The following is a 20,206-nucleotide window of genomic DNA, read 5'->3' as shown; positions in this document are numbered from 1 at the left end:
GATGCCCTCGTCGCGAACCGGTGACGGGGGCATCGTTCGTGTTTGCCCGCACGCTGGCGGGCTACCACCGCGAGGTGACGACAACGCCCGCGGCAGCCAGTGGCCACGCCATCCGCACGCTCCAACAGAGGAAGCTTCAGCTCATCCGCCAGCACCGCGCTGAACAGCAACGCCTGGTGCGTGAACTCCAGGCCGGCCTGGCCCAGATCGATCAACTCATGGCCGAGGCGGCCGACGGTAGCCTCGCGCTGCCCTGCCTCGTCTCCCCGGTCACCAGCCCAGGAACCGCCGTGTACCACTCCAAGGACCAGCCGTGCGGCTGGGTCTGGATCCACAGCCTCGACGCCTTCGAGGAATGTCCCGAACACGACGCACTCCAGCGCCACCCGACACGCTGTACGGCCTGCGACTGGAAGACCGCCGCGACCACCTACGCGCACAACAACGCCCAAGGCAGCTGACAGTAGATTGCCGGTAGGCCACCATGGCTGGTTCACTCTGACGCGCCCGTGGCGCTCCCCCGCGAGCAGTACGACGATCCCGAGCGGGCGCCCACCATCTCCAATCCAATCATCTGACAGCACAGCAACAGGGAGGCGGCGTACCAGCGGCGCGCCGCGCCCTGTGTGCTACGGCGTCGGCAGTGCGAGCTCGAACCAGACGAGTTTGCCGGTGGACAGGCGCGTCGCGCCCCACTGACTGGCGAGTCGCTCGACGACGTACAGGCCCCGCCCGCCCTCGTCCGCCGGTCCCGCCTGCCGCAGCCGCGGCAGCTGCGGCACGTCGTCGCCGACCTCGCAGCGCAGCACGTCCATACGCAACAGCCGAACGGTGACCGGGCGTTCGGCGTACCGGACGGCGTTGGTCACTACCTCGCTGACCAGCAGCTCTGCGGTGTCGCACAGATCTGGTAGCTCCCAGGCTTCCAAAGTTTCCCGAGTCAGGCCACGAGCCTCGCGTACAGACTCCGCACGAGGACTGAGGCGGCGAAACACCACGCGTTCAGACGCGATGCCTTCGAGTCTGGCGGCGAGGAGAACGACGTCGTCGTCTCGATCGCCCGGGCCCACGTTGTCGAGGATCTCGTCGCACAGCGGCTCGAGCGGAAGCGCCGCGTCGGGCCGGGTGAGCCCGGAGATCGCCGCCAGCTTCTCGCGCATGCGCTCGATCCCGGTCCACACGTCCCTGGTGCGCGACTCGACCAGGCCGTCGGTGTAGAGCAGCAGGGTGGAGCTGGCCGGCGCGTCGAACTCGACGGTCTCGAAGTCCACGCCGCCGACGCCGATCGGCGCGTTGGGCGGGAGCTCGACCAGCTCCGTCGATCCGTCGACGTGCAGCAGCACGGGCGGCGGATGGCCGGCGTTCGCGGCGGTGATGCGGTGCGCGACCGGGTCGTAGACCGCGTAGAGGCAGGTCGCCATCCGGTCGCTGCCGAGACGTCGCACCTCCTCATCAAGCTGGTGCAGCACCTCCTGCGGCGGCAGATCCAGCCCCGCCAGGGTGCGCAGCGTGGTCCGCAACTGGCCCATGATGGCGGCCGACGTCGTCGAGTGGCCCATCACGTCGCCCACGACCAACGCCACCCTGCTGCCCGGCAGCGGGATGGCGTCGTACCAGTCACCGCCGACGCGGGCGGACTGGGCGGCCGGCATGTAACGGCTCGCGAGCCGCACCCCGGTCGGCGCCGGAAGATCGTCGGGGAGCATGGACCGCTGCAACTCGTCGGCGATGGACGCCTCACGGCCGTACAGCATGGCCTTGTCGACGCCGAGCGCCGAGTGGGTGGCAAGCAGCGCCGCGACCTGCAGGTCCTCCTGCTCGAAGGACTCGCGATCAGGCGGCCTGAGGAAGACCGCGACGCCGATCACCCGGCGCCGGCCGCGCAGCGGGGCGATGATCGCGCGCCGCTCCTCGGGGACGGTCTCGGCGCCGGTCAGCTCGCGCAGCGCCGCCCTCGGCACCTGGGACTCGGTGAACAGCGGCCGCACCCCGCGCATCACCTCGGCCAGCGGCCCGTTGCCCCTGACCTCGAGGGATGAGGGGGCGCCGGCCAGCAGCGGCAGCATCGAGCCGGCAGCGCCGACCGTGTCGAGGGCCGCGGTGTTGACCGGGGCCCGGAGCTCCGGCATGTGGTCGGTGCGGCGGAGCTTGAGCACCCAGGGGAAGACAGGCATCTCATCGCCGACAGGCATGGGGTCGAGCATGTAGACCAGGATGGCGTCGGAGAAGGCCGGGACCGAGGCCCGGCACAGACTGAGCACGATCTCCTCCACGTCGACACCGCGGGCGATCCGGCGGGTGGCCATGCCGATATACCGGGTGCGGTCGGTCTCCCGCATGCCGTGCATTTGCCTGGCGAGCGTGGGGTCATACGGCAGGTCGGAGGAGTTGTTCCCGGTTGTTGCGAACAAATCGGCGCCGCTGGGTGCCGCGGGCCCGGACTGCTGCCAGCCGATCTCTTCGGCCGCGTCTTGGACGGCTTGATGCTCTCGGTCGAGCACATCACTGGCCTTGGCCAGGATCTGGTCGACATCGTCGAGGATCGCGTCCTTGGCTTGCGCGGTCTCCGTGACGTCGGGCAGCAGGGTGTCGGCCGCGCCAAGCGCTTCGGCGTCGTTGGCCGGGTCATCGCTGAGAGAAGCGATCTCCGCTTCCAGGGCCCGGATGCGTCGTGCGGCATGGTCGGCCACCTGCTGAGCGGTATCGCGTTCCTGTTCGGCACGCTGGAGAGCGCGACGCAGATCGCCTTCCTGCTGGACAGCTCGCTCAAGGCGCTGATCGGCCGTGACGCGTTCCAGCGCGGGGACGGGAACGACTCGCAAGGAATCGGCTTCTCGGCGGAGTTCGGCGACTTGGGCTTGAGTGCGCCCCAGCATCCCGAACAGGAAGGTGGCCAGATGAAGTGCCTGAAGGCGCCCCTGCTCGCTGGTGTGGAAGGCGCGACGGTGTCGTTCGATCTCGTGTTGAAGCTGGATGGTGCGGTCCTTCTCGTCCAGCAGCTTCTGGGTGAGGAGCATCAGGTCAGCGCCTGCTGCTGCCGCAGGCTTCTGTGCGACCTCCCACAGCCGCCTCAGCGGGGCGAGGCGATGTTCCGTCGCTGCCTGCGGCTCGTCAGGGAAGCAGATGTCCGCGACGGCCTCGACCAGGCTGAACGGTGTGCCGTCGCCGTTCAGCTGCTGCCGCAGCTTCTTCACGCTCGGGACGACGCCGTCCTGGAAGTGCTCGCCGACCAGCCGCTCGTGGAGCCTGGAAACGTTCATCCCGGACTCATCGAGCCACGTCCGTACGGTCAGCACGACCTGGTTCATCTCCGGGCAGTTACCCCGCGGCGGCGTCCATGGACGCCCCGCCCTCTTCCCTGCCATCCCACCCCCACCGCCCCCGGGTTGTGACGGAACAACCCCGTGTTGTGGTCGGAACAATACCGAGCCGTTTGGATGAACGGCGCCGAAAGAGACAAGGTCAGCGGTGTCAACACACGCACCGCCACGGAACCCGGACCGCCGGAACCCCGGCTAGGAGGAATGACCAGAGATGGATGCCGCCCCGCCCGCCCAGGACGACAATCCCACCCCGCGTTTCGATCGCCTGGCCCGGTGGGTCCCGGCTCTGTCCGGGTTGATCACCTCGGTGACGGTGCTCCTCCTCTTCCTGAGCGGCAACGTCGATGCCATCCCGGCCGTGGCTGCCTTCGGCGCGGCAGTGACCGGCGGCACCGCGGCCAGCCGGCGATGACGCCGGTCTCACCGGGGTTCCGGTGCCTGTCACGGGTTGCGGCGCCCGGCACCGAGGGTCGGTGGACAGGCGTCTCGGCGGCCCCGCCGCCGGCAGTGTCCGGCGGCGGGGGCGACAGGGGCCGGAGGGTGTTTACGGCAGCTGGTCCAAGAGCCAGGTGGAGAGTTCCTCGGTGACCAGAGTGTGCGTTTCGTTCTGGCAGGCGAGTTTGACGGCGTGGAAGGGCGTCTCCTCCAGTTCCTCGTCGCTGATCGGGGTGTGCAGGTCGTCGTGGGTGGCCGGCTCGCGTACCGCGATGGCGCTGACGGCCGGGACGAAGCAGTGATTGCGGATCGGGTTGTCGACGCGGAAGCCCAGCAGGGGAGGAAGCGCGTTCAGGACGTCGGCGAGGATGCCGAAGCTGTCGAGGGTGCCGCCGGGCGCGCCGTCGATGTCGGGCAGTCCGCTCGTGCGAGCCTCGCGCTTGAGGATGGTGAGGACCCGCAGGTTGGCGACGAGTTGGTTCTCCCCCTCAGACTGGGTGCGCAGCTTCGTGCCGAAGACGGTGATGCCTTCTCCGGTGAGGGCGTCGGCCCCGGGAGCGACACCGCTGCCGGCACCGGTGTCCGGACCGTTAGCGAGGGCGACCAGCCGGGTCTGCCTCGACCGGGGGCCAGCTGCCGACCTCTTCCAGCGCGCGCAGGAACGCGAGGCGCTTGTCACTGGTGGCGGGCTTGTCCTCCCAGTGCTCGATGTGCTGCCACAGCAGCTCCTGGGCGGCCGGGCTGTTGATCTGGTCGGAGAAGCGGGGGTCGAGCTTCCTCGTGTAGTGCGCGAACGCCTGGAGCGCAATGGGGATCCAGGGGCCGGTGTGCGGGCTGTCCCAGGAGAAGTACAGCTGCGCCTGGTGCTCGATGCCGGCCGTCTCCAGCTTGGCGAGGGCGTAGCGGGTGACCAGGCCGCCCATGCTGAAGCCACCTACGGTCAGCGGGTGGTCGCCGACGCGACGGTCGATCGCCTCGATGACGGCCGCCATCACCGCCTCGGCGTTCTGCAGGATCGACGCGCTGCGCTCGTGGTAGCCGACCAGGACGACGTCGCCACGCCGGCGGCGGATCTCGCTCAGGAGTGGGAAGGGACCGTGCTCCAGGAGTTCCCAGGTGAGGTTGAGGTCGCTGGGGCCGACGCTGAAGCCGTCCGCGATCAGGACCGGGCGCTTGAGCTGGCCGTTGCCCTCGCCCGTGGTAGACCCAGGCAGTGCCGTACGGGAGGTCCCAGACGTCGTTGGGTGGGGGCGCGATGCGGTCCGTCGTGCCCGGACCGGGCGCCAGGACGATCGGGGGACCGGACTGGAGAGCTTCGGCGGCCTGCTCTTCGGTGGTGCTCATGTCATCGACTTCCGGGGAGTGGGGGGCCTATCGTGCGGTTACCGGACCGTTGTAGACGGCGGATGGGGCGGACGGGCGCCAGACCGGCCGCGGTTCACACGGTCGAGTGGAAGATCCACAGAACGGGCCCAGGCCGGCGGAATCCCCTCCGGCTTCTTGAACAGGACTTCACCATCGAGATCAGCACACCGAGCTCCACCGGCACGGGCTGCTCTTGGCCGGCCGACGACAGAGTCCTTGATAGCCAGGTGCTCGGCGTGGACGCGGGGAACCTTCAGGCGGCCCTCCTACCGGGTCTTCCGCCCTACCGGGTCTTCCGCCAGGGTGTTTGGGCGGACGTGGTGGGGGCCGGGGGTGGGTCGTGCCGGATCGGGAAGGGTGGTGATCCGGCACGGTTTCCCCTTGCCCCACCGGTCGCCGAGTCAGCCAGGGCTCTGCGGCCGGGCCGCACGGACCTCGGAGTGTGACCAAGCTCCACCGGTCGATGCGAGGGCGCGGGAATACCAGGAGTCTGCCCACACGGCGCCAGTGACACAGGATTGGCTGGCAGCGCATCGGCGCGCTGCCCGGCGCGATCACCAACGGCCGCGCCGGGCAGAAACGGCAAGGGCCGGCCGCTTGGCGGGGTGGCCGGCCGGTTCCACAATCTTGACCGTGTCCGAGGCGCCTACACCCCGAGCTCGTCCAAGGCAGCCTACTGCTCCACACTCACAGCCGCCGAGCCGCACGGATGCACCCTCCGGCTGCGCCTGGTCCCCGTCGCTGGCGACGACGTCCTCGAGGGCAAGGACCAGGTACTCGACGTCGCTGCGGGGGCCTTCAGGCGTCCTTCGCGGGCAAGGTGATTGTGGGCGGCTGCCGGGCCGGCTGGTGGTGTCGCGTCCTGGTCGCCGGTAGACTCCTTCCCTCGCGCGTCGCTGGTGGCGCCCGAGGAACTGCTCCGGATTGCCGCAACGCGGCTCCCGCGTGCGGCGCACCACCCGCCAGTGCCAGGCAGACAGGCCGCCGAACAGAACACGGTTCACCGGCTGGGCTGACGGCTCCAGCTGGCCCCTGCACGCCCGGCAGCTCCGGACGTCGGAGCGAGCTCGGATTCTGGCCATGCCGCACCGTAAGACCGACAAGCCTGCCTTCCTGGCTCGGACCGGTGACCACTCTCAACCCCCTCGCCTATGCCACCGACGCCATCAATGCCCTTGCCCCCGGGGCCACGCCCTCCGGCGGCCACCTCCCGGTCGCCGCAAACAGCTTCGTGCTCCTCCTGACCGGCCTGGCCGCCCTGCTCCTCGGCGCCCGAGCCTTCCGCCGCCAACAGGCCTCCACCTGACAACGGCAACCGCGCCCGAGAGGAAGAAGTCTCGACACAGGGCCGTGGAGTGCGAGCGGCGCGTAGCCGTCCATGCTGAGTGCGAGGTTGCCCGCCAGCGGACGTGCAGGGTCCTTCGAGCGGGGCCTGGCCGCCGCCCGCCAGTACCTCGCGCGTGAAGGCCACCTCCGAGTTCCCCGTGGCCATGGCGAGCACCTGGTCCTCGAAGACGCCGTCGACGGCGATGGCCAGGAGCAGCCCAACCGTGGCCGTGAAGCTCGGGGTCTGGCGCAGCAACATGCGCAGCAGGCGGGAGCGGCTCGCGCCCGAGCAGCAGGCCGGGCTCGATGAGGTCGGGTTGTAGAGGCTCGGACACGAGCGGGTGGCTGCCGCCCCCAGGTTAGGGGGTGGCAGCGTCGCCTTCAGCCCCTGAATCAGAAGAAGGTCGTCCTGGCCCACAGCTTGAAGGCGGCCTGGGTTCCAGGCCCGGCGATTCCGTCGATCGGCCCGTCGTAGTCCCACGTCCTCATCCAGCGCTGCAGCGCCATGACTGTCTCAGGCCCCACGATTCCGTCGATCGGCCCGCCGTAACCGTGGGCTGACCGGAGAAAGCGCTGTAGTGCCATCCAGCTCTCTGTGCCGAGCAGCCCGTCGATCGGGCCGGTGTAACCCCAGTCCCTGAGCCAGAGCTGAACCCTCCTGGCCTCTTCTGCGCTGAGGCTGAGGTTGACCACTGCGAGTGGGGCGGCAGCCTCGGAGCTCACCACCGGCGACGCAGCTGGCGCGGCGACAGCGCCTCCCGTCGCGCCAAGACAGCCGACAGCTATCCCAGCGATAACCGAGAGGTTGACGAACTTCCTTGCGTAGGGCTTCATCGCATCGGTCCTCACAATCGCGCGTTTCACGAACGAACAGAGGATGCCGCCCCTCACTTTCACCACGCTTTCATCGGCTCGCGTCCGAACAGCGGGCCGCGCTGGACGAGATCAGGCGTAGGGAGCCGGCCGCGCGGCGGGCGGGATCACCCACGAAGCGGCTGCGCGGCCGTCTCCCGGCCGATCGTTACGGCACGGCGTCATGGTCAACTCGCTGTCGTCGGCGCTCGCGGTAGGCGGCCTCGCCGCACCGGCCCGCGGTCATGCGGCGGCGACTGGCCAACGCCCTCTTCGATTACCTGGAGATCTTCCACAACCGCCAGCGCGGCTTCCCGTACACCGGCAGACATGGCCACCCCGGCGCTCGCCTGGGTACTTCGCGGCGTAACCAGCCGGCCCGTCCGACTCCGCACACAGGCGGCATGACGTCCCCTCGGTGCGGCGGCGGACGCGAGCATCGAACGTTCGCGCGGGTCGCCCTCACCCTTGTGGGTGGCGCTCGCGTGATGTCGCTCCGTGCGGGGCCTCGTTTTCCTACGGTGCGAGTCGCACGGGCCCGTGCTCCCGAACCGCCCGCGCGGGGAGAGGCTGTGGACACCACACCAGAGGCCGGCGCCACCCCGAAAGACGGCGGCGCGACGACACGCTTCGACGTGCGAGCCAGCGACTCGGCCCGCGTCTTCGTGGCCGGGCGCGACCTGAACATCACGCTTCCACCGCCGGCGCAGACCCCGGTGGCGGCGCTGCGCAGCCTGCCGCGGGACATCCCCTCGTTCACCGGCCGCGTGGCCGAGATCGCGCGGGTAGTGGAGGCCGGGCGGCCGGCCGGGGTGGTCGACATCCACACGGTCGACGGCATGGCCGGCGTGGGCAAGACCGCACTCGCCGTGCACCTCGGCCACCTGCTCACCCCGGATTTCGGCGATCGCGTCGGCCAGTTCCCCGAAGCCGTCCTTCTGCAACGGCTCACCGCCGCCGTCTCCGCTCGTGTCGTGCCAGTAGATGGAGTGCAGGATGTGCCCCTCCGGCGCGGAGGGTCTCCCAGGGGCATCCGGGGGGCGCGCTGGCCGGCTTCTCGCCACACGTCGGCGAAGGCCTGCTCCGCGGCGGCATCCAGCAGGTCATCCTTGTCCTGGAAGCCGTACAGGGCAGGAGGCTGCCCCGGGATACGCGGGGCCACACGCGGCGAAATCGCCGCGGTGGCCCCGCGCCGAGGTCCTGGACGACGAGGTAGGTGTGGATCAGCCGGATCGGTGTCCGCCCGCGGCATCGGGACGCGGGCATGCCACGTCCTCCTGCGCGCTGTTCTCGCCCACTTCCCCGTCACCGTCCCGTCGGCCCCGCCGTGAATCCCCACCAGCCGGCCCGGACTCAACCGCGCCGAGCTGTGCGCCTGGGTACACACGGCACGGCTTCGTCGCCGCTCCGCTACGGGACGCCCCCTACCGCATGCTCCGCCTCCCCAGCCCATGACGGTCACGGACCGTCGCCAACGAGTGGAAGGTGGGGCGGCGAACCGGCCGCCGGTGGGGACGGCGAGCGGGGAGTTGCTGGCCCCGGACGGTCACGGAGCACTTCCTCACCGAGTTCACCCGCGTGCGCGGCAGGGCCGGGTAGCTGGGAAGGTCGCCGCGGTCTCCCTCGCCTGCCCGACGGCGCGGTGTGCGAGGCGGTCTGCCCTGCGGCGGCGGGTGCATGGCCAGGCCGGCTTCGCCCGCTCCGCCGCGGTGTCATCCCCTCTGATCATCAGTAGCACCACTATCGATCACGGAACAGAGCTGCTCATGCACAGACCCTCGCTGTCACTCGGAGGCTGGCGGATTCGAGAGAAACCAGGTGGTCAAGCGCTGTATGGCGGCATCCCGACTTTCGGGCGGCTCGTCTTCGAGAACGCACCGGGCGGCGAACGCCCGGAGGAGCTCATGGAGGTGCCAAGTGTTCCGAGCCTTGGCTTCCACCAGATGCACGCCCTCGAGTCGTTCCATCAGCCGCTGGACAGTGGCAAACGGCTGGCCGGCCAACGCTGCGGCAGCTCCCAGGGCGATGTCCGGTCCTGGATGCAGCCCTAACAGTCGGAACATCCTGGCCGCCGGAGGGTCGACCTGCCGGTATGAGGAGGAGATGGCCTCGTGGACGAAGTCGTTTTCGTCCATCGTCAGAACGTCGAGGTTCTTCGTGGCCAGGTCACCGACTAGGTCTGCCACCCGGTACGAGGCGCGGGCGGCCACCTTTTCAGCAGCCACACGCAACGCCAAGGGGAGGTGCGAGCACTGTTCGGCCAGGGCTCGAATGGCTTCCGTCTCGTCCTCAGCTTGCGAGCCGATCGCTGTGGTGAGCACCGCCTGCGACTCCGCAGGCTCCATCGGGCCGATGGTAAGGCGCGCCGCGCCGTCCCGAAGCACCAGTCCGGTCATCCGGCGCCGGCTGGTGATGACCACAGCGCACCCCTGCGCCCCAAGAAGCATGGGCCGCACCTGAAGACCGCTCGCCGCGTTGTCCAGGACCACGAGAAGGCGCTTGCCCGCCGCGGCACTCCTCATCATCGCCGCCCGCTGTTCGATACTCGATGGGATCCCGTCGACGGGGACGCCCAGCGCGGTCAGGAAGCCGTCGATGACACCTCCCGGCTCGGCACGCTTCCCGCGGGCCACGAAGCCGCGCAAGTCAGCGAAGAGGACTCCGTCGGGGAACTCGTGCGCGACGCGATGGGCCCAGCGAATCGCCAGGGCCGTCTTGCCGGCACCTGCCGGCCCGTCGATGGCCACGGTCATCACGGTGCCTGCCGACTTGGCTAACTCCAGGTGCTCATCTAGCAGTTCGAGCTCCCGTGCACGGCCCACGAACATAGCCCCCGCGCCTGCTGGCAGTTGGGCTGGCCGCGGCACCCCCTCTTGTGTGCTGCCGGATAGACGGGCCCGGGCCAGCGCGACGAGCTCACCACCCGCCTCAAGCGCCTCGTCGCAGGCCTGCGCCAGTTCCAGAGTGGGTTCACCGGCACCGGTCTCAACTTTGCTCAGCCAACCAGCACTGTAATGCGTCATATTGGCCAATTTTCTCAGTGTAAGCCCTCTTTCATCCCTCAGTCGACGCAGCGTGGACCCGAAGTCCAACTCACCAGTGCCTGCACCTCTCATCCGAGACTTCCCCGCTTCCGGCGCGAGCAGTGACCATCCGTCCAGGGGGGCCGGCCCCGGTTCAGCCCCGGCGGGAGTCACATCAGCGCGGTCAATCCCATCTTCCGTGGTTCACGACCTATCCCACACGATCACTACTGGGATCACCAGGAGGCGCCGTTTCCGGAAGTGCTACTTCCGGAAGTAAGATTGCAAACGGAAGCCGAATGCACGTGCATTCCCCCGCAGCGTTAAGTGAGTAGACTGACACACAGCGCAGAGACCACGCCCATCGTGCGTTCGCTCCTGGCTTTCGGCCTTAGACGATTCGTGACCCGCACCTCGAGCTTCGTGATCAAGGTGGAATACAATGCCGCGACTGGAGAGTTACCGCGTCCCTGAATTGCCGCATCCTCATCCACTGAAACCGGCCAATCACCATCTGACGGTGGCTGGTATCCATATGTGGGAGTGGTGCACGAGACACGAGTTATTGCGGTCTCCTCGCGTTCGCTCCCGGCTAGAAGTCACACGGCCTGATCTGCTTGCCGCGCTTTACTATCCACATGCCGATGCAGCGCTCCTCTCCGACATAGCCTGCTGGCTCGCTTGGGCCTTTCTCATCGACGACGAATTCGACGAGGGAGAATGGGGAAGAGCCGACACCGAACACCGCATAGAACGGCTGGAGTGGCTTGTCCAGGAGACGCCTTCCGGAACAGCCTCGCATACCAGCGAACCGCTCTTGCGGGCTCTCGTTGAACTCCTACCCCGAATAATGCAGAACCGGACCTTAAACTGGTCTCAACGATTCGCCCGCAACGTTAGGTCCTGGCTTCGCACCTATGCGACTGAAGCCGCGCACCGAGCGGCCGGTTATGAACTACCCCTCGAACTGTATACCCTCCACCGGCGTGATTCCTACGGAGCTCCGTGGCTGCTGGACCTGTGCGAAGTGGAAAATGATTGCGAACTCCCGGACACCCTGGACAGTCTCCCCGAGCTGAAGAAAATCCGCGCTGTCACTGCCGATTGCCTTACGCCAGTGAATGACGTCTACTCCGTTTCAAGGGACGCGGCAACAAACTACCTACACAATGCAGTCTTGCTCACCGCGAGTCAGCATAACTGCACGCTTCAGCAGGCAGCAGCACGCGTCATCCATAGGCTTCGGCTCCACATCGACGCCTTCAGGCATGCCCGCGCCTCGCTCATCACACGCCTAGGCTCCTCGTCCGTCCCCGCCCAGGCCCTCAGGAACGTCGATCAACTGACCGATTCGTACCAGAACATGATCGCGGCGAATCTCGCGTACCACCGTGAAGCCGTGATGCGCTACGAGCTGCCCTAAGCCGCTAAGAAGGCGATGAGCCATCAACCACCATGCGCCACCCAGGGAAGAGATCGAGTCCGAGCAAGAGTGAGTACTGGGCGACAGGCACATCAGGTCGATCAGGCCAGTACACGGCGTGGCGGCGCTTCTCGAACAGCGGCTCACTCGTTTCGCCCCTCTGCATGGCCTTTGGAACGTCCACGGTCTGCGCACGCAGCACCGTCGGGTACCTCTCCATATCCCGTCTGATCTCCAGATAGGCAAGATTGTCCGGGGCATGGCGGGCTGCGATATTGAAAAAGATGAGGGCGGCCAGTAGCCAATCCTCGTACCAGTTAGCAAGTACCCGCGGCGCTAACTCATGAAAGAGGACGAACCGAACCATATTGACCGTGGGATCATTCCCGCTTCCCGTGCACGCCCACCCATAGAGCTCTTCAAATTTCTCATTGTACGCCATGACATTCCATTCCGAATCCATGACGTAGACGACATGAGGAGAGCGCGAGATGGTCTCTTTGATCATTCTTCGGTAGATTGAGAATTCTGGGTCCTCGCCGAGGTTCCCTCTCGCTGCCGGAGGCGGCGTGTTCCCCGAAACTAGCTGATGGAGAAGCCATTCATGACGCTCGTCCAGGTTAAGGATCCTGGTAATAGCCGGGAGTTGCCCAGGAGGTATGGGGACTCGTCCGGCCTCCCAGTCGAAGTAGCTTCGGGCGCTGATGTACAGGCGCCGCGCCACCTGCTCTTGTGACAGTCCGAGCGCCTTTCGATGGCTGCGCAGGAGCTCCCGTAACAGGTCTCGGATCTCCTTTTGAAGCAGACCTGCTACAGGCTCCTTCTCTCGTGCCGCCCTCTCCACTGCTCCTCCCCTACGAGTGAATGGATGGCCTATGATGGGGATAGGCACCCCTGCGGCGAGAACCTCCCCAATTCTTCGCCGCTTCTTCAGTTCTTAAGATCGACCACTCGGCTATGAGGGATTCTCAGTGGCCGAGGCAGGCGTCATCGATCTCCGCAGCGTCTCCCCGCGAGGTGCTCGTGCGTCGTTGGCAGCACGTGTGACATCGGCGTCATCAGGATGCTCCACATGCCATCCGAGGCGCTCATGTCGCAGAGAAGGGCTGGGGGGACCGAACCGCCTTGGCAGACACACCACTTGAGGCATGGCGCCAAGTGTTCATCCACCACTATCACGCCCTCAGCCCCACTCTGCAAGGTGACAGAGTTGTCTCGTACAGATCTTGCTCAGCCTCGTCGTACAGGGAGACCATGTCGATAGCGGTAAGGGAGGGACATGTCAGCACCGCGTTCTGGGCCAACGTTGGCGCTGCGTCTGGTCGCCGCCGACCTTCGGGCGCGCCGCGAAGCAGCAGGCATGACCATGGCGGCTGCCGCTGGCATCCTCACCGCACACGAGATCACGATCAGTCGCATGGAACGTGCGATCACGTCGCTCAAGCCGAGGGCCGTCGAGCGCCTGCTACGGGCCTACGGTACGGAGGAGCGAGAGATCGACGAGATGCTCGCCAAGCTGGCCGCGGCGAACCGCCCTGGCTGGTGGCATGACTACCGGGACCTGCTGTCCGGCGACTTGGCAGGTGTGATCGATCTCGAATCAGGAGCAGAGATCATTCGCGCCTACGAGCCAGGGCTGGTACCCGACCTCCTGCAGACCCCAGACTACGCTCACGCTCTGCTCCGTACCAGGTTCCCGCATGAGGCAAAGAGTCAGGTCGAGCGCCGCCTGGAACTACTTGCTGCCCGTCAGCGTGCGGCCTTCGAGCGCCCATCGCCGCTGCGGTTCTGGGTGCTCATCGAAGAAGCCGCACTTCATCGCCGAGTTGGCACCACGAAGGTGATGGAGAAACAGGTCGAGTACCTGAACGGGTTCGTCGCTGACAGGTCTTCCAGGATCGCTGTCCAGGTCATGCCGCTGACGGTTCCCCCTCATCCGCTCCTGACCAGCGGCCCCGCCGAGGTGCTGCGCTTCACCCACGTCCATCTCGCCGACCGGCTGGTCGTTCGAGGGCTGTATCGGGAGGCGGTCACCGTAACCGACGACATCAACGCGATCCGTACGTACATGAAAGCCTTCGACGACTCGTGTCTGTCGGCACCATTACCCACCACCCCCATCGCTATGAGGAGTATCCCGGCATGACCCAACACACTGAACAGCCCGCACAGATCGACACCTCACGCCCACACTCAGCAAGGTTCTGGAACTACCTACTCGATGGCAAGGACCACTACCTCCCCGACCAGGAGCTGGGCGACTACATCAAAGAGCACCACCCCGTCGTCGTCGACGCGGCCCGCGCCAGTCGCCGCTTCCTGGCCCGCTCAGTGCGCCACCTGGTCGAGGAAGCCGGCATCCGACAGTTCCTGGACATCGGGACTGGCCTGCCAACTGCCAACAACACCCACGAGGTCGCCCAGCGTCACGCCCCCGAGAGCCGCATCGTCTACGTCGACAACGATCCCGTAGTGCTTCTTCACGCCCAGGCCCTACTCACCAGCACCCCCGAGGGCGCCACGGCATACGTCCAAGCCGACGTGGCCGCGCCCGACCTCGTCCTGGAGAAGGCAGCGGAGACCCTCGACTTCGACCAGCCAGTCGCGCTGATGCTCCTCTCGATGCTCGGACACGTGGCCGACCCCGACGAAGCCGCCGGACTGGTTCAGCACTACATGAGCCGGCTTTCGTCTGGCAGCCATCTCGTGGTGTGCGACAGCATCGACTCACCCGAGATGCTCGCCGCCCAGGAGGAGTACGCGGCCTCGGGAGCCGTGCCCTACATCGTCCGCACGCGAGAGCAGATCGCCGCGACCGCAGCGGGCCTCACCATCTTGCCGCCTGGCGTCGGTCCCATCACCGAATGGCGTCCCGACTCCACAGAGGAATCCCTGCCCAAGGTCGACCAGTACGGCTTCGTCGCTTGTAAGCACTGACCTCTCAGGGCGCGTTACCTTTGCACTTCTCCGCCGGGCGGGTTGAGGATGGTGGTGCTTGCTGCTGCGGCAAGGACGCTTTGTGTGCGTGGCGGCAGACCAATGCGGTTCCAGTGGAAGATCACGTGGTAGGCGAGGATCTGGCGGAGGCCACGGTTCAGCCGGCCTGCGCGTGCTTCCGTTCCCAAGAACTCACCGATGCGGCGGAAGCTGTCCACCCAGTCGGCGGCGAACGCAAGGGGGGCATCCGCGCCAAGCATCGGTCCCTCTGTTGTGGTGTCGGCGAGCAGTACCCGTTTCAGGTCGTCGGCCATGGCGTGGAGGCGTTCAGGGGGTGAGTCAGCGGGAAGGGGGCGCTCGGCTGCGACGCGGTGCCAGACGTCTCCGGCTTCGTACCATTCCAGCCCTGCGGCGCGTATCAGGGTGGTGCACAGCAGGAGGGATAGTTCGCGGCGGCCGAGCGGGCTGGTGTGGTGTGGCAGGCTGAGGATGGCTCGGCTGTCAGCGTGGAAGAGGGCATGCGCGCAGGACATGCTGGTCTCTCCCCCGAAGGCCGCAGTCTCGGGTTCGTAGATGCCGGTCCACCAGCGTTCGATGTGGCCGGCGGTGACCAAGTCGTCCAGCGCGGTGCCGATTCGAGCTTCGCCGTCTGCGCCGGGTCGGATGCAGAGGCGGAGGCGCCAGCAGGGGCGTTTTCTGATGTACCACCAGGCGGTGATATGGCCGGCAGCCTCAGCACGGTTGAGGAGCGGCGCGAGGTGTTGGACGGCTGTTTGCTCGGCGTCGTGCCAGTGGGGGAACTGGAGGTAGAGCTGCCACCAGGTGGGATCCGTGGCCTGTTGGAGGGCGTGGCGGCCGGCCTGCTGGTAGAGGTGGACGGCTGTGGCCAGCTCGGTCGGGGCGAGGTCGGCGCGGCTGGCTGCGGCGTCGAGCGGGGTGCCGGTCAGGACTTCGAGTACGGCCTGTTCGGTGTTCCGCAGCGTGATGCCGTGTTGTTCGTCGGTGCTGTCGGGTGTCAGTCGATCAGCAGGCATGCGTCCCATCCGGAGGTCGGCGCGGCGTTGCAGGCGGCTGTGGTGAGAGCGAGTGCGGTGCCGGCGTCTCCGTCGAGGAAGCCGGTGCCGTTGCCCACGTTGTGGTCGGTGTGGTGGGCGAGAGCGGCGGCCAGGTTCGGTAGGAGCGGGTGCAGGGTCGGGGTGATGGCGTCTTGAACGGCGCGCCAGGTGGTTTGGTAGACGCCGGCCCAGCCGTGGCAGAGGCTCGGGTCGGTGAGTCGGGCGAGTTGGGTGGGGTCGGAGAGGCAGGTGGCGAGGGCCTGTTCGGCTGCTTGTTGTCGGTGGGTGTCCCCGGTGGCCAGGGCGGCGAGTTGGAGGGCGCGGGTGATGCCAGGGGTGCCGTAGCACCAGCTCGGGCGGGTCGGTGCTCTCTGGCTCGACTGGCCGGTGTGCAGGTCGGTGCGGCTGATGGTCTCGGGCCACCACGGGCCGCCGTCGTCGTGCTGCGTCCAGGTGTCGAGCCAGGTGAGGATCGTGGTGATGGCGTCGTGCTGGCCGTCGACGGTGATTCCGCGTCGCGTGGCCGTGCTGAGCAGCATGAGCGGTCCGGTGATGCCGTGGGCGGCGCCGAGGTTCGCGTGCCCGCCTGGGGTCGGGTTGCGGTGGGGGTCGTGGCTGACCCACCAGCCGGGCAGGAACTGGTCGTCGCTCCGTCGTGGCTGGGTGAGCGCGACGAGGTAGGTCAGGACGCGTTCGAGGGCGCTGCCGCCGGGATCTCGGCGCAGAAGGTGGGCGCCGATTCCGGTGAGGCCGAAGAAGATGTCGTATTCGTGGAAGTCGGGGAGTTGGCCCTGCCGGATGCGTTCCTGGGCTGCTTGGGTGCGGCGGTGGGCAAGGTGGTGGACGTGCTTGTCCAGGGTCGCCAGGGCGTCGCGGTACCGGGCGGAGGAGCCGGCGGCGGCGTGGAGGGCGAAGGCGATGGCCGGTGCGCCGAGGAAGAGCCCGGTGGTGTCGGCGGCGCTGATGTCACCAGCTGTCGCGTGCTTGATCCAGGCGTGTGCGGTGCGCCAGCTGCCGGTGTCCGCGCGGGCGTGTTCGATGTGGAGCAGCGCGATGCCGGCAGAGCCGGTGGCGAGCGACTGTGCCTTGCCCGGTTCTTCCCCTGGGTGATGACGAGGGCTGGCTAGGCGGGTCGTGAGCTTCCTGGTGATCGCGGCCAGTTCGGCCGGGGTGATGGGGGGCGCGGTCACCGCGGCCCCCGCGCGGTGTGGCGCAGGGCGCAGGCACGGACGAGCCGGAAGGTGTCCCGCTCGCGGCGTGCGTCGGGCCCGAGTACGCGCTGGTGGTGCAGGTGGAGGAGGTGCTCCAGGACGGTGAGCGGGTCGCGTTGGTCGGCCAGGTGCTTGCGATAGGTCACGAGCGCGAGGGCGCGCCGTTGCCAGGCGGCGGTCATCTCTTCCCCGCCGGGCAGGCTGCGGAGCCTTGCACCTGTGTCGAGGTGGTTGGTGAGGTCGAAGGCTTGGTCGCGGAGCGCCTGGTTCAGCGGTCCGTGGTGCTGGGTCAGGTGCTGCGTCAGCCAGGTGAGGCCGTCGTCGATAGTAGGGGCGAAGTGCGAGGCCACATCGAGCATGCTGGCCGCGGCCAGGGCCTGCGGCCGGATGTCCGTCGACGTGGTGATCTCAATCTGGGTGAGGGCGGCTGCGGAGTCTGCGGCGAACAGTTCGTGTGCGGCGCCCATCGCCGCACTGTGTCCGTACCGGCCTGGCAGGGGATCGTGAGCGGAGAGCGTCAGCCCCGCGGCCAGGTGTTCGCTTCGCAGCGTGCTGGCCCAGTGGTGAAGTCGTTCGGCGGTTGGGGTCCACGCGGCAGGCTCGGGAAGGTGCACGGTGAGGGCGAGGTGCTGCTCAGCGTCGGGTCGATGTGTGGAGTCGTGGCGGCTGAACCACCACAGGGGTTGGGTGTCGAAGGTGTTGATCAGGTCTGGCAGGTAGCGGGTGAGGATTTCGTCGTGCCGCTCAGGGTGGGCGTGAACGTGGGCGGTGATGACGGTTGTGTGACCGGTGTGGGTCGCAGTGCCGCGCAGCGTCCTAGACGGCGGCGTGGTGCGGTGGCGCTGCTTGGGTTCGACGAGGGTGAGGGGGATGAGGAGTTCGTGGGCGCGTCCGAGCCAGGCGAGGTCTCCCGGGGCGGGTGCCTCGCGCAGTTCTAGGCGCCGGGCGCCGTCGAGGCGTGCCCGCAGCAGGGACCGGTGGAGGGGGTGGGTGAGATCGAGGGGAAGGCGCTGCTCGTGTTCGACCAGGGTGACGTGCTCGGGCACGTGGAATCGCGTCCGCCACGCTTCGAAGGCGTTGTCCCAGACGGGGTGGTTGGCGCCGGGCCCGGGGAGATCTCTGAGGGTGAGGAGCCAGCGCGCCGGGGCCAGGATGGTGCGCTGATATCGGACGCGGGGCAGGTAGGACAGGTGGTGGGCGGCGGTGAGCTCGAATCCCTGGTAGACGGCGCACCGGGCGGTGGTGATTTCCGCGAGGAACCGGGCGAGGGGCGGGGTCTGCATGCCGGCCTCGAGCGCGTGGGTGACGCGTGGCTCGACGCGGCGGCCGGTGGAGAGCTGGATGAGGACGAAGCCGTCCTCGTCGGCCGTGGCAGCGAGGTCGGCGAGGGGGATCAGGATCTGCTGCGGTGGTCGGTGTTCGGCCAGGGGGATGACGTGCGGCAGGAGCTGGGTGGTGCGGGTGATGTTCTCGTTGCGCCGGCGGCGGGGAGCGAACGACAGCTGGGCTGCGATGGCCTCGGGGTCGGTCGTTCGATAGGTGGCGGCGAGCTGGGCACGCTCGTGTTCGGGGAGGAGGTGGGCGAACCGTCCGGCCATGCTGCTGGCGGGTCGGGGAGCGCCGGTGACGACCAGGCGGAACGCTCCACGTTCCAATGCCTGCGCGGAGTGGGCGTGGATCTCGGCGGACACCTCCACGCGCTCGGGTGGGGTGCTCGCGGCGCCGGCGTCGCCGGCGAGGTCGGTAATGATCGGCTCGGTCAGGACGATCTCGCCCGTGCGATCGAGCATGGCCTGCTGGGCCAGGGCGAGCAGCCGCTCGTCCCGCCGGGTCAGCTCGTGGGGGCCGGTTCGCCGTCGTGCGGAGCCGAGGTAGCCGGCCGGTAAGCCGAGGCCACTGTCTGCCGTCAACTCCAAGACCGGGACGACCGCTTCTGCCCCGTACCGGGTGAGGAAGCGGTCGTGGTAGTCGCGCCAGCGGGGAGAGCCGGTGGGGTGCGGGCTCAGCCGGGCCAGTACTCCGGCCGCCGCTTCGGCTTCGCGCACCACGTGCTCGGGAACGCGGATCTCGCAGTCGAGGATGGTGTCGATAACTAGCGGCACCGGTGCTACGTCGGATAACGCGTTCATCCGCCGCGCGAGATCCTGCCGGATCGGTCGCGGCGCGCACGACGATGGGGCGGGGAGGTCGGCGTGGAGCGCGTGGATCTCGGCGACCAGGTCGGCGATGTCGGGCAGGGTGTGGGCGCGGGCCTGGTCAAGTTCGGTGCACACATGGCCGAGCAGGTCTAGGCAGGTCGCCGGCGGCCACAGGCTGCTGATCAACAGGTGCCGAGCTACCAGTTCCCCGAGCAGCGTGTCAATCCGTGTACCGGCCCGCGGGAACCGGTTTGTCAGTTCAGCGTGCAGCTCGGCGTAGCGGATGGGGGTGCGGGCGAGTTCGAGGGCGGCAGCCACCGGCCGGGTGTGGCGCACGGACAGTTCGACGGGAGCGGCGAGTTCAGCGCGTCCGTCCGCTGGCCATCCCGGAACCACGTACCGGCCGCCGCGCACTTGCCCGGCGTCGACCGCGACGATGGGGAGGCGTTCCACCAGCTCGGCGCAGCGGTGCAGGCGGTTGATGAGGTCGGCGAGCCAGTCGGCGTCCGGCCGCAGCACCGTCCGGTGATCGCCGCCCCACATGACCGATGGTTTGCCCCCGACGCTGGCGGGCGCGATCCCACCGAACAAGCCGAAGGGGGTGGGGCGTCCCTGCCAGCGCAGCAGGTAGGAAGCCAGTGACAGCAGGGCCCGCCGGACCTGGCGGCGTTCGGATCGTCGGCGGGCGATGATGTCGTCGATGCGGTCGCGCAGGGTGGGGCTGGCGGCGGCGATGGCGTCACGCACCTCTTCGCGCCGCCATACCTCGGCCAACCATTCTCGCCCGCGCTCAGCGACCGTGTCACTGGTCAGGTCGAGATCGCGGGGCAGATCCGGCGCGCCGGTGTCGGTGGTCGCGCGGAGCATCGCGCTGCCCTGCCACCGGTAGCTGACCGGTAATCGTGCTACCACGGCATGCTCCTCCCTCGTCTACAACAACTCACGGCAGTGCTGGTGGGGGGGGGGGCCAGCGGGCCCCCCCCCCCCCCCCGCCGCGGGCGGGGGCGGCCCCCGTGCGCCGGCGGGGGGGCGGGTGGGGGCGACGCGGGCGGTGCGGTCACGGACGCGGCGGTTGTCTTGAGCGGTGCCGGGGTGGCGCGGGGGGCGCGGATCAGTGG

16 protein-coding genes and 2 pseudogenes are annotated in these 20,206 nt (G+C 68.1%); 7 read left to right on the top strand and 11 right to left on the bottom strand.

The features are described 5' to 3' along the window. The first annotated feature begins 38 nt into the window (after positions 1-38). Positions 39-461 (top strand): hypothetical protein, encoded by a 423-nt coding sequence (locus ACFWI8_RS12160; RefSeq protein ID WP_387089112.1) that lies wholly within the window; start codon positions 39-41, stop codon positions 459-461. A gap of 168 nt (positions 462-629) precedes the next feature. Here the strand turns inward: ACFWI8_RS12160 and ACFWI8_RS12155 are convergent, their stop codons facing one another. Continuing rightward, positions 630-2,501 carry a SpoIIE family protein phosphatase gene (locus tag ACFWI8_RS12155; protein WP_387089203.1) on the bottom strand — a complete coding sequence of 624 codons (1,872 nt, stop codon included), beginning with the start codon at positions 2,499-2,501 and terminating at the stop codon, positions 630-632. 1,033 nt (positions 2,502-3,534) lie between these two features. On the opposite strand from ACFWI8_RS12155, the gene ACFWI8_RS12150 reads away from it, so the two are divergent. Next, the gene (locus ACFWI8_RS12150) at positions 3,535-3,735 is read left to right on the top strand and encodes a hypothetical protein (protein ID WP_387089109.1); all 201 of its coding nucleotides are present in this window, start codon (positions 3,535-3,537) and stop codon (positions 3,733-3,735) included. A gap of 132 nt (positions 3,736-3,867) precedes the next feature. Here the strand turns inward: ACFWI8_RS12150 and ACFWI8_RS12145 are convergent, their stop codons facing one another. Further along, the gene (locus ACFWI8_RS12145) at positions 3,868-4,437 is read right to left on the bottom strand and encodes a hypothetical protein (RefSeq protein ID WP_387089106.1); all 570 of its coding nucleotides are present in this window, start codon (positions 4,435-4,437) and stop codon (positions 3,868-3,870) included. Next, positions 4,349-4,771 (bottom strand): thioesterase domain-containing protein, encoded by a 423-nt coding sequence (locus ACFWI8_RS12140; protein WP_387089200.1) that lies wholly within the window; start codon positions 4,769-4,771, stop codon positions 4,349-4,351. Before ACFWI8_RS12140 ends, ACFWI8_RS12145 begins: the two co-directional genes overlap by 89 nt. 1,478 nt (positions 4,772-6,249) lie before the next feature. Here ACFWI8_RS12140 and ACFWI8_RS12135 point away from each other — a divergent pair. Beyond that, positions 6,250-6,429 carry a hypothetical protein gene (locus ACFWI8_RS12135; RefSeq protein WP_387089103.1) on the top strand — a complete coding sequence of 60 codons (180 nt, stop codon included), beginning with the start codon at positions 6,250-6,252 and terminating at the stop codon, positions 6,427-6,429. A 154-nt stretch (positions 6,430-6,583) separates the two neighbouring features. Then, positions 6,584-6,772, top strand: coding sequence for a hypothetical protein (locus ACFWI8_RS12130; protein WP_387089100.1), 189 nt, complete (start codon positions 6,584-6,586; stop codon positions 6,770-6,772). A 70-nt stretch (positions 6,773-6,842) separates the two neighbouring features. On the opposite strand, the gene ACFWI8_RS12125 is transcribed toward ACFWI8_RS12130, so the two are convergent. The 3 genes and pseudogenes from ACFWI8_RS12125 to ACFWI8_RS12115 form a co-directional block, all read right to left on the bottom strand. Continuing rightward, entirely contained in the window at positions 6,843-7,283 is a 441-nt protein-coding gene (locus ACFWI8_RS12125; protein WP_387089197.1) for a peptidoglycan-binding protein, read from the bottom strand. 908 nt (positions 7,284-8,191) lie between these two features. Continuing rightward, positions 8,192-8,305: pseudogene (locus tag ACFWI8_RS12120) on the bottom strand (superoxide dismutase); the annotation flags it as partial. Between the two features lie 780 nt (positions 8,306-9,085). Next, positions 9,086-10,417 (bottom strand): helix-turn-helix domain-containing protein, encoded by a 1,332-nt coding sequence (locus ACFWI8_RS12115; RefSeq protein ID WP_387089097.1) that lies wholly within the window; start codon positions 10,415-10,417, stop codon positions 9,086-9,088. Positions 10,418-10,766: 349 nt separating this feature from the next. On the opposite strand from ACFWI8_RS12115, the gene ACFWI8_RS12110 reads away from it, so the two are divergent. Next, a complete protein-coding gene (locus tag ACFWI8_RS12110) occupies positions 10,767-11,747 on the top strand; it encodes a hypothetical protein (protein ID WP_387089095.1) in 981 nt (326 codons plus the stop codon). A gap of 4 nt (positions 11,748-11,751) precedes the next feature. Here the strand turns inward: ACFWI8_RS12110 and ACFWI8_RS12105 are convergent, their stop codons facing one another. Both ACFWI8_RS12105 and ACFWI8_RS12100 read right to left on the bottom strand, forming a co-directional pair. Next, complete coding sequence (locus tag ACFWI8_RS12105) at positions 11,752-12,255, bottom strand: hypothetical protein (RefSeq protein WP_387089206.1); 504 nt, start codon at positions 12,253-12,255, stop codon at positions 11,752-11,754. Positions 12,256-12,369: 114 nt separating this feature from the next. After that, positions 12,370-12,591 (bottom strand): annotated as a pseudogene (locus ACFWI8_RS12100) (helix-turn-helix domain-containing protein); the annotation flags it as partial. 435 nt (positions 12,592-13,026) lie between these two features. Between ACFWI8_RS12100 and ACFWI8_RS12095 the strand changes: the two are divergent. Together ACFWI8_RS12095 and ACFWI8_RS12090 are read left to right on the top strand one after the other, a co-directional pair. Continuing rightward, complete coding sequence (locus ACFWI8_RS12095; protein ID WP_387089092.1) at positions 13,027-13,893, top strand: DUF5753 domain-containing protein; 867 nt, start codon at positions 13,027-13,029, stop codon at positions 13,891-13,893. Continuing rightward, complete coding sequence (locus tag ACFWI8_RS12090; protein ID WP_387089090.1) at positions 13,890-14,684, top strand: SAM-dependent methyltransferase; 795 nt, start codon at positions 13,890-13,892, stop codon at positions 14,682-14,684. Before ACFWI8_RS12095 ends, ACFWI8_RS12090 begins: the two co-directional genes overlap by 4 nt. Positions 14,685-14,698: 14 nt before the next feature. On the opposite strand, the gene ACFWI8_RS12085 is transcribed toward ACFWI8_RS12090, so the two are convergent. The 3 genes from ACFWI8_RS12085 to ACFWI8_RS12075 are packed head-to-tail and all read right to left on the bottom strand — an operon-like array spanning position 14,699 to position 20,000. Further along, the gene (locus ACFWI8_RS12085) at positions 14,699-15,718 is read right to left on the bottom strand and encodes a thiopeptide-type bacteriocin biosynthesis protein (protein WP_387089087.1); all 1,020 of its coding nucleotides are present in this window, start codon (positions 15,716-15,718) and stop codon (positions 14,699-14,701) included. Then, complete coding sequence (locus ACFWI8_RS12080) at positions 15,700-16,929, bottom strand: lanthionine synthetase C family protein (RefSeq protein ID WP_387089085.1); 1,230 nt, start codon at positions 16,927-16,929, stop codon at positions 15,700-15,702. Before ACFWI8_RS12080 ends, ACFWI8_RS12085 begins: the two co-directional genes overlap by 19 nt. Further along, on the bottom strand, positions 16,926-20,000 hold the full coding sequence (locus ACFWI8_RS12075; RefSeq protein ID WP_387089082.1) for a lantibiotic dehydratase: 3,075 nt from the start codon (positions 19,998-20,000) through the stop codon (positions 16,926-16,928). The genes ACFWI8_RS12080 and ACFWI8_RS12075 overlap by 4 nt, the downstream gene beginning before the upstream one ends. Positions 20,001-20,206: the final 206 nt, after the last annotated feature.

This window comes from Streptomyces sp. NPDC127098 (genome assembly GCF_042722465.1).
In the GTDB taxonomy this organism is placed as follows: Bacteria; Actinomycetota; Actinomycetes; order Streptomycetales; family Streptomycetaceae; genus Streptomyces; species Streptomyces millisiae.
This window is presented reverse-complemented; position numbering and strand designations above follow the sequence as displayed.

Coding starts and splice junctions, on each gene's coding strand:
- ACFWI8_RS12150 (WP_387089109.1), top strand. CDS start 3,535: ATGGATGCCGCCCCGCCCGCCCAGGACGACAATCCCACCCCGCGTTTC.
- ACFWI8_RS12125 (WP_387089197.1), bottom strand. CDS start 7,283: ATGAAGCCCTACGCAAGGAAGTTCGTCAACCTCTCGGTTATCGCTGGG.
- ACFWI8_RS12115 (WP_387089097.1), bottom strand. CDS start 10,417: ATGAGAGGTGCAGGCACTGGTGAGTTGGACTTCGGGTCCACGCTGCGT.
- ACFWI8_RS12110 (WP_387089095.1), top strand. CDS start 10,767: ATGCCGCGACTGGAGAGTTACCGCGTCCCTGAATTGCCGCATCCTCAT.
- ACFWI8_RS12105 (WP_387089206.1), bottom strand. CDS start 12,255: ATGATCAAAGAGACCATCTCGCGCTCTCCTCATGTCGTCTACGTCATG.
- ACFWI8_RS12095 (WP_387089092.1), top strand. CDS start 13,027: ATGTCAGCACCGCGTTCTGGGCCAACGTTGGCGCTGCGTCTGGTCGCC.
- ACFWI8_RS12090 (WP_387089090.1), top strand. CDS start 13,890: ATGACCCAACACACTGAACAGCCCGCACAGATCGACACCTCACGCCCA.
- ACFWI8_RS12085 (WP_387089087.1), bottom strand. CDS start 15,718: ATGCCTGCTGATCGACTGACACCCGACAGCACCGACGAACAACACGGC.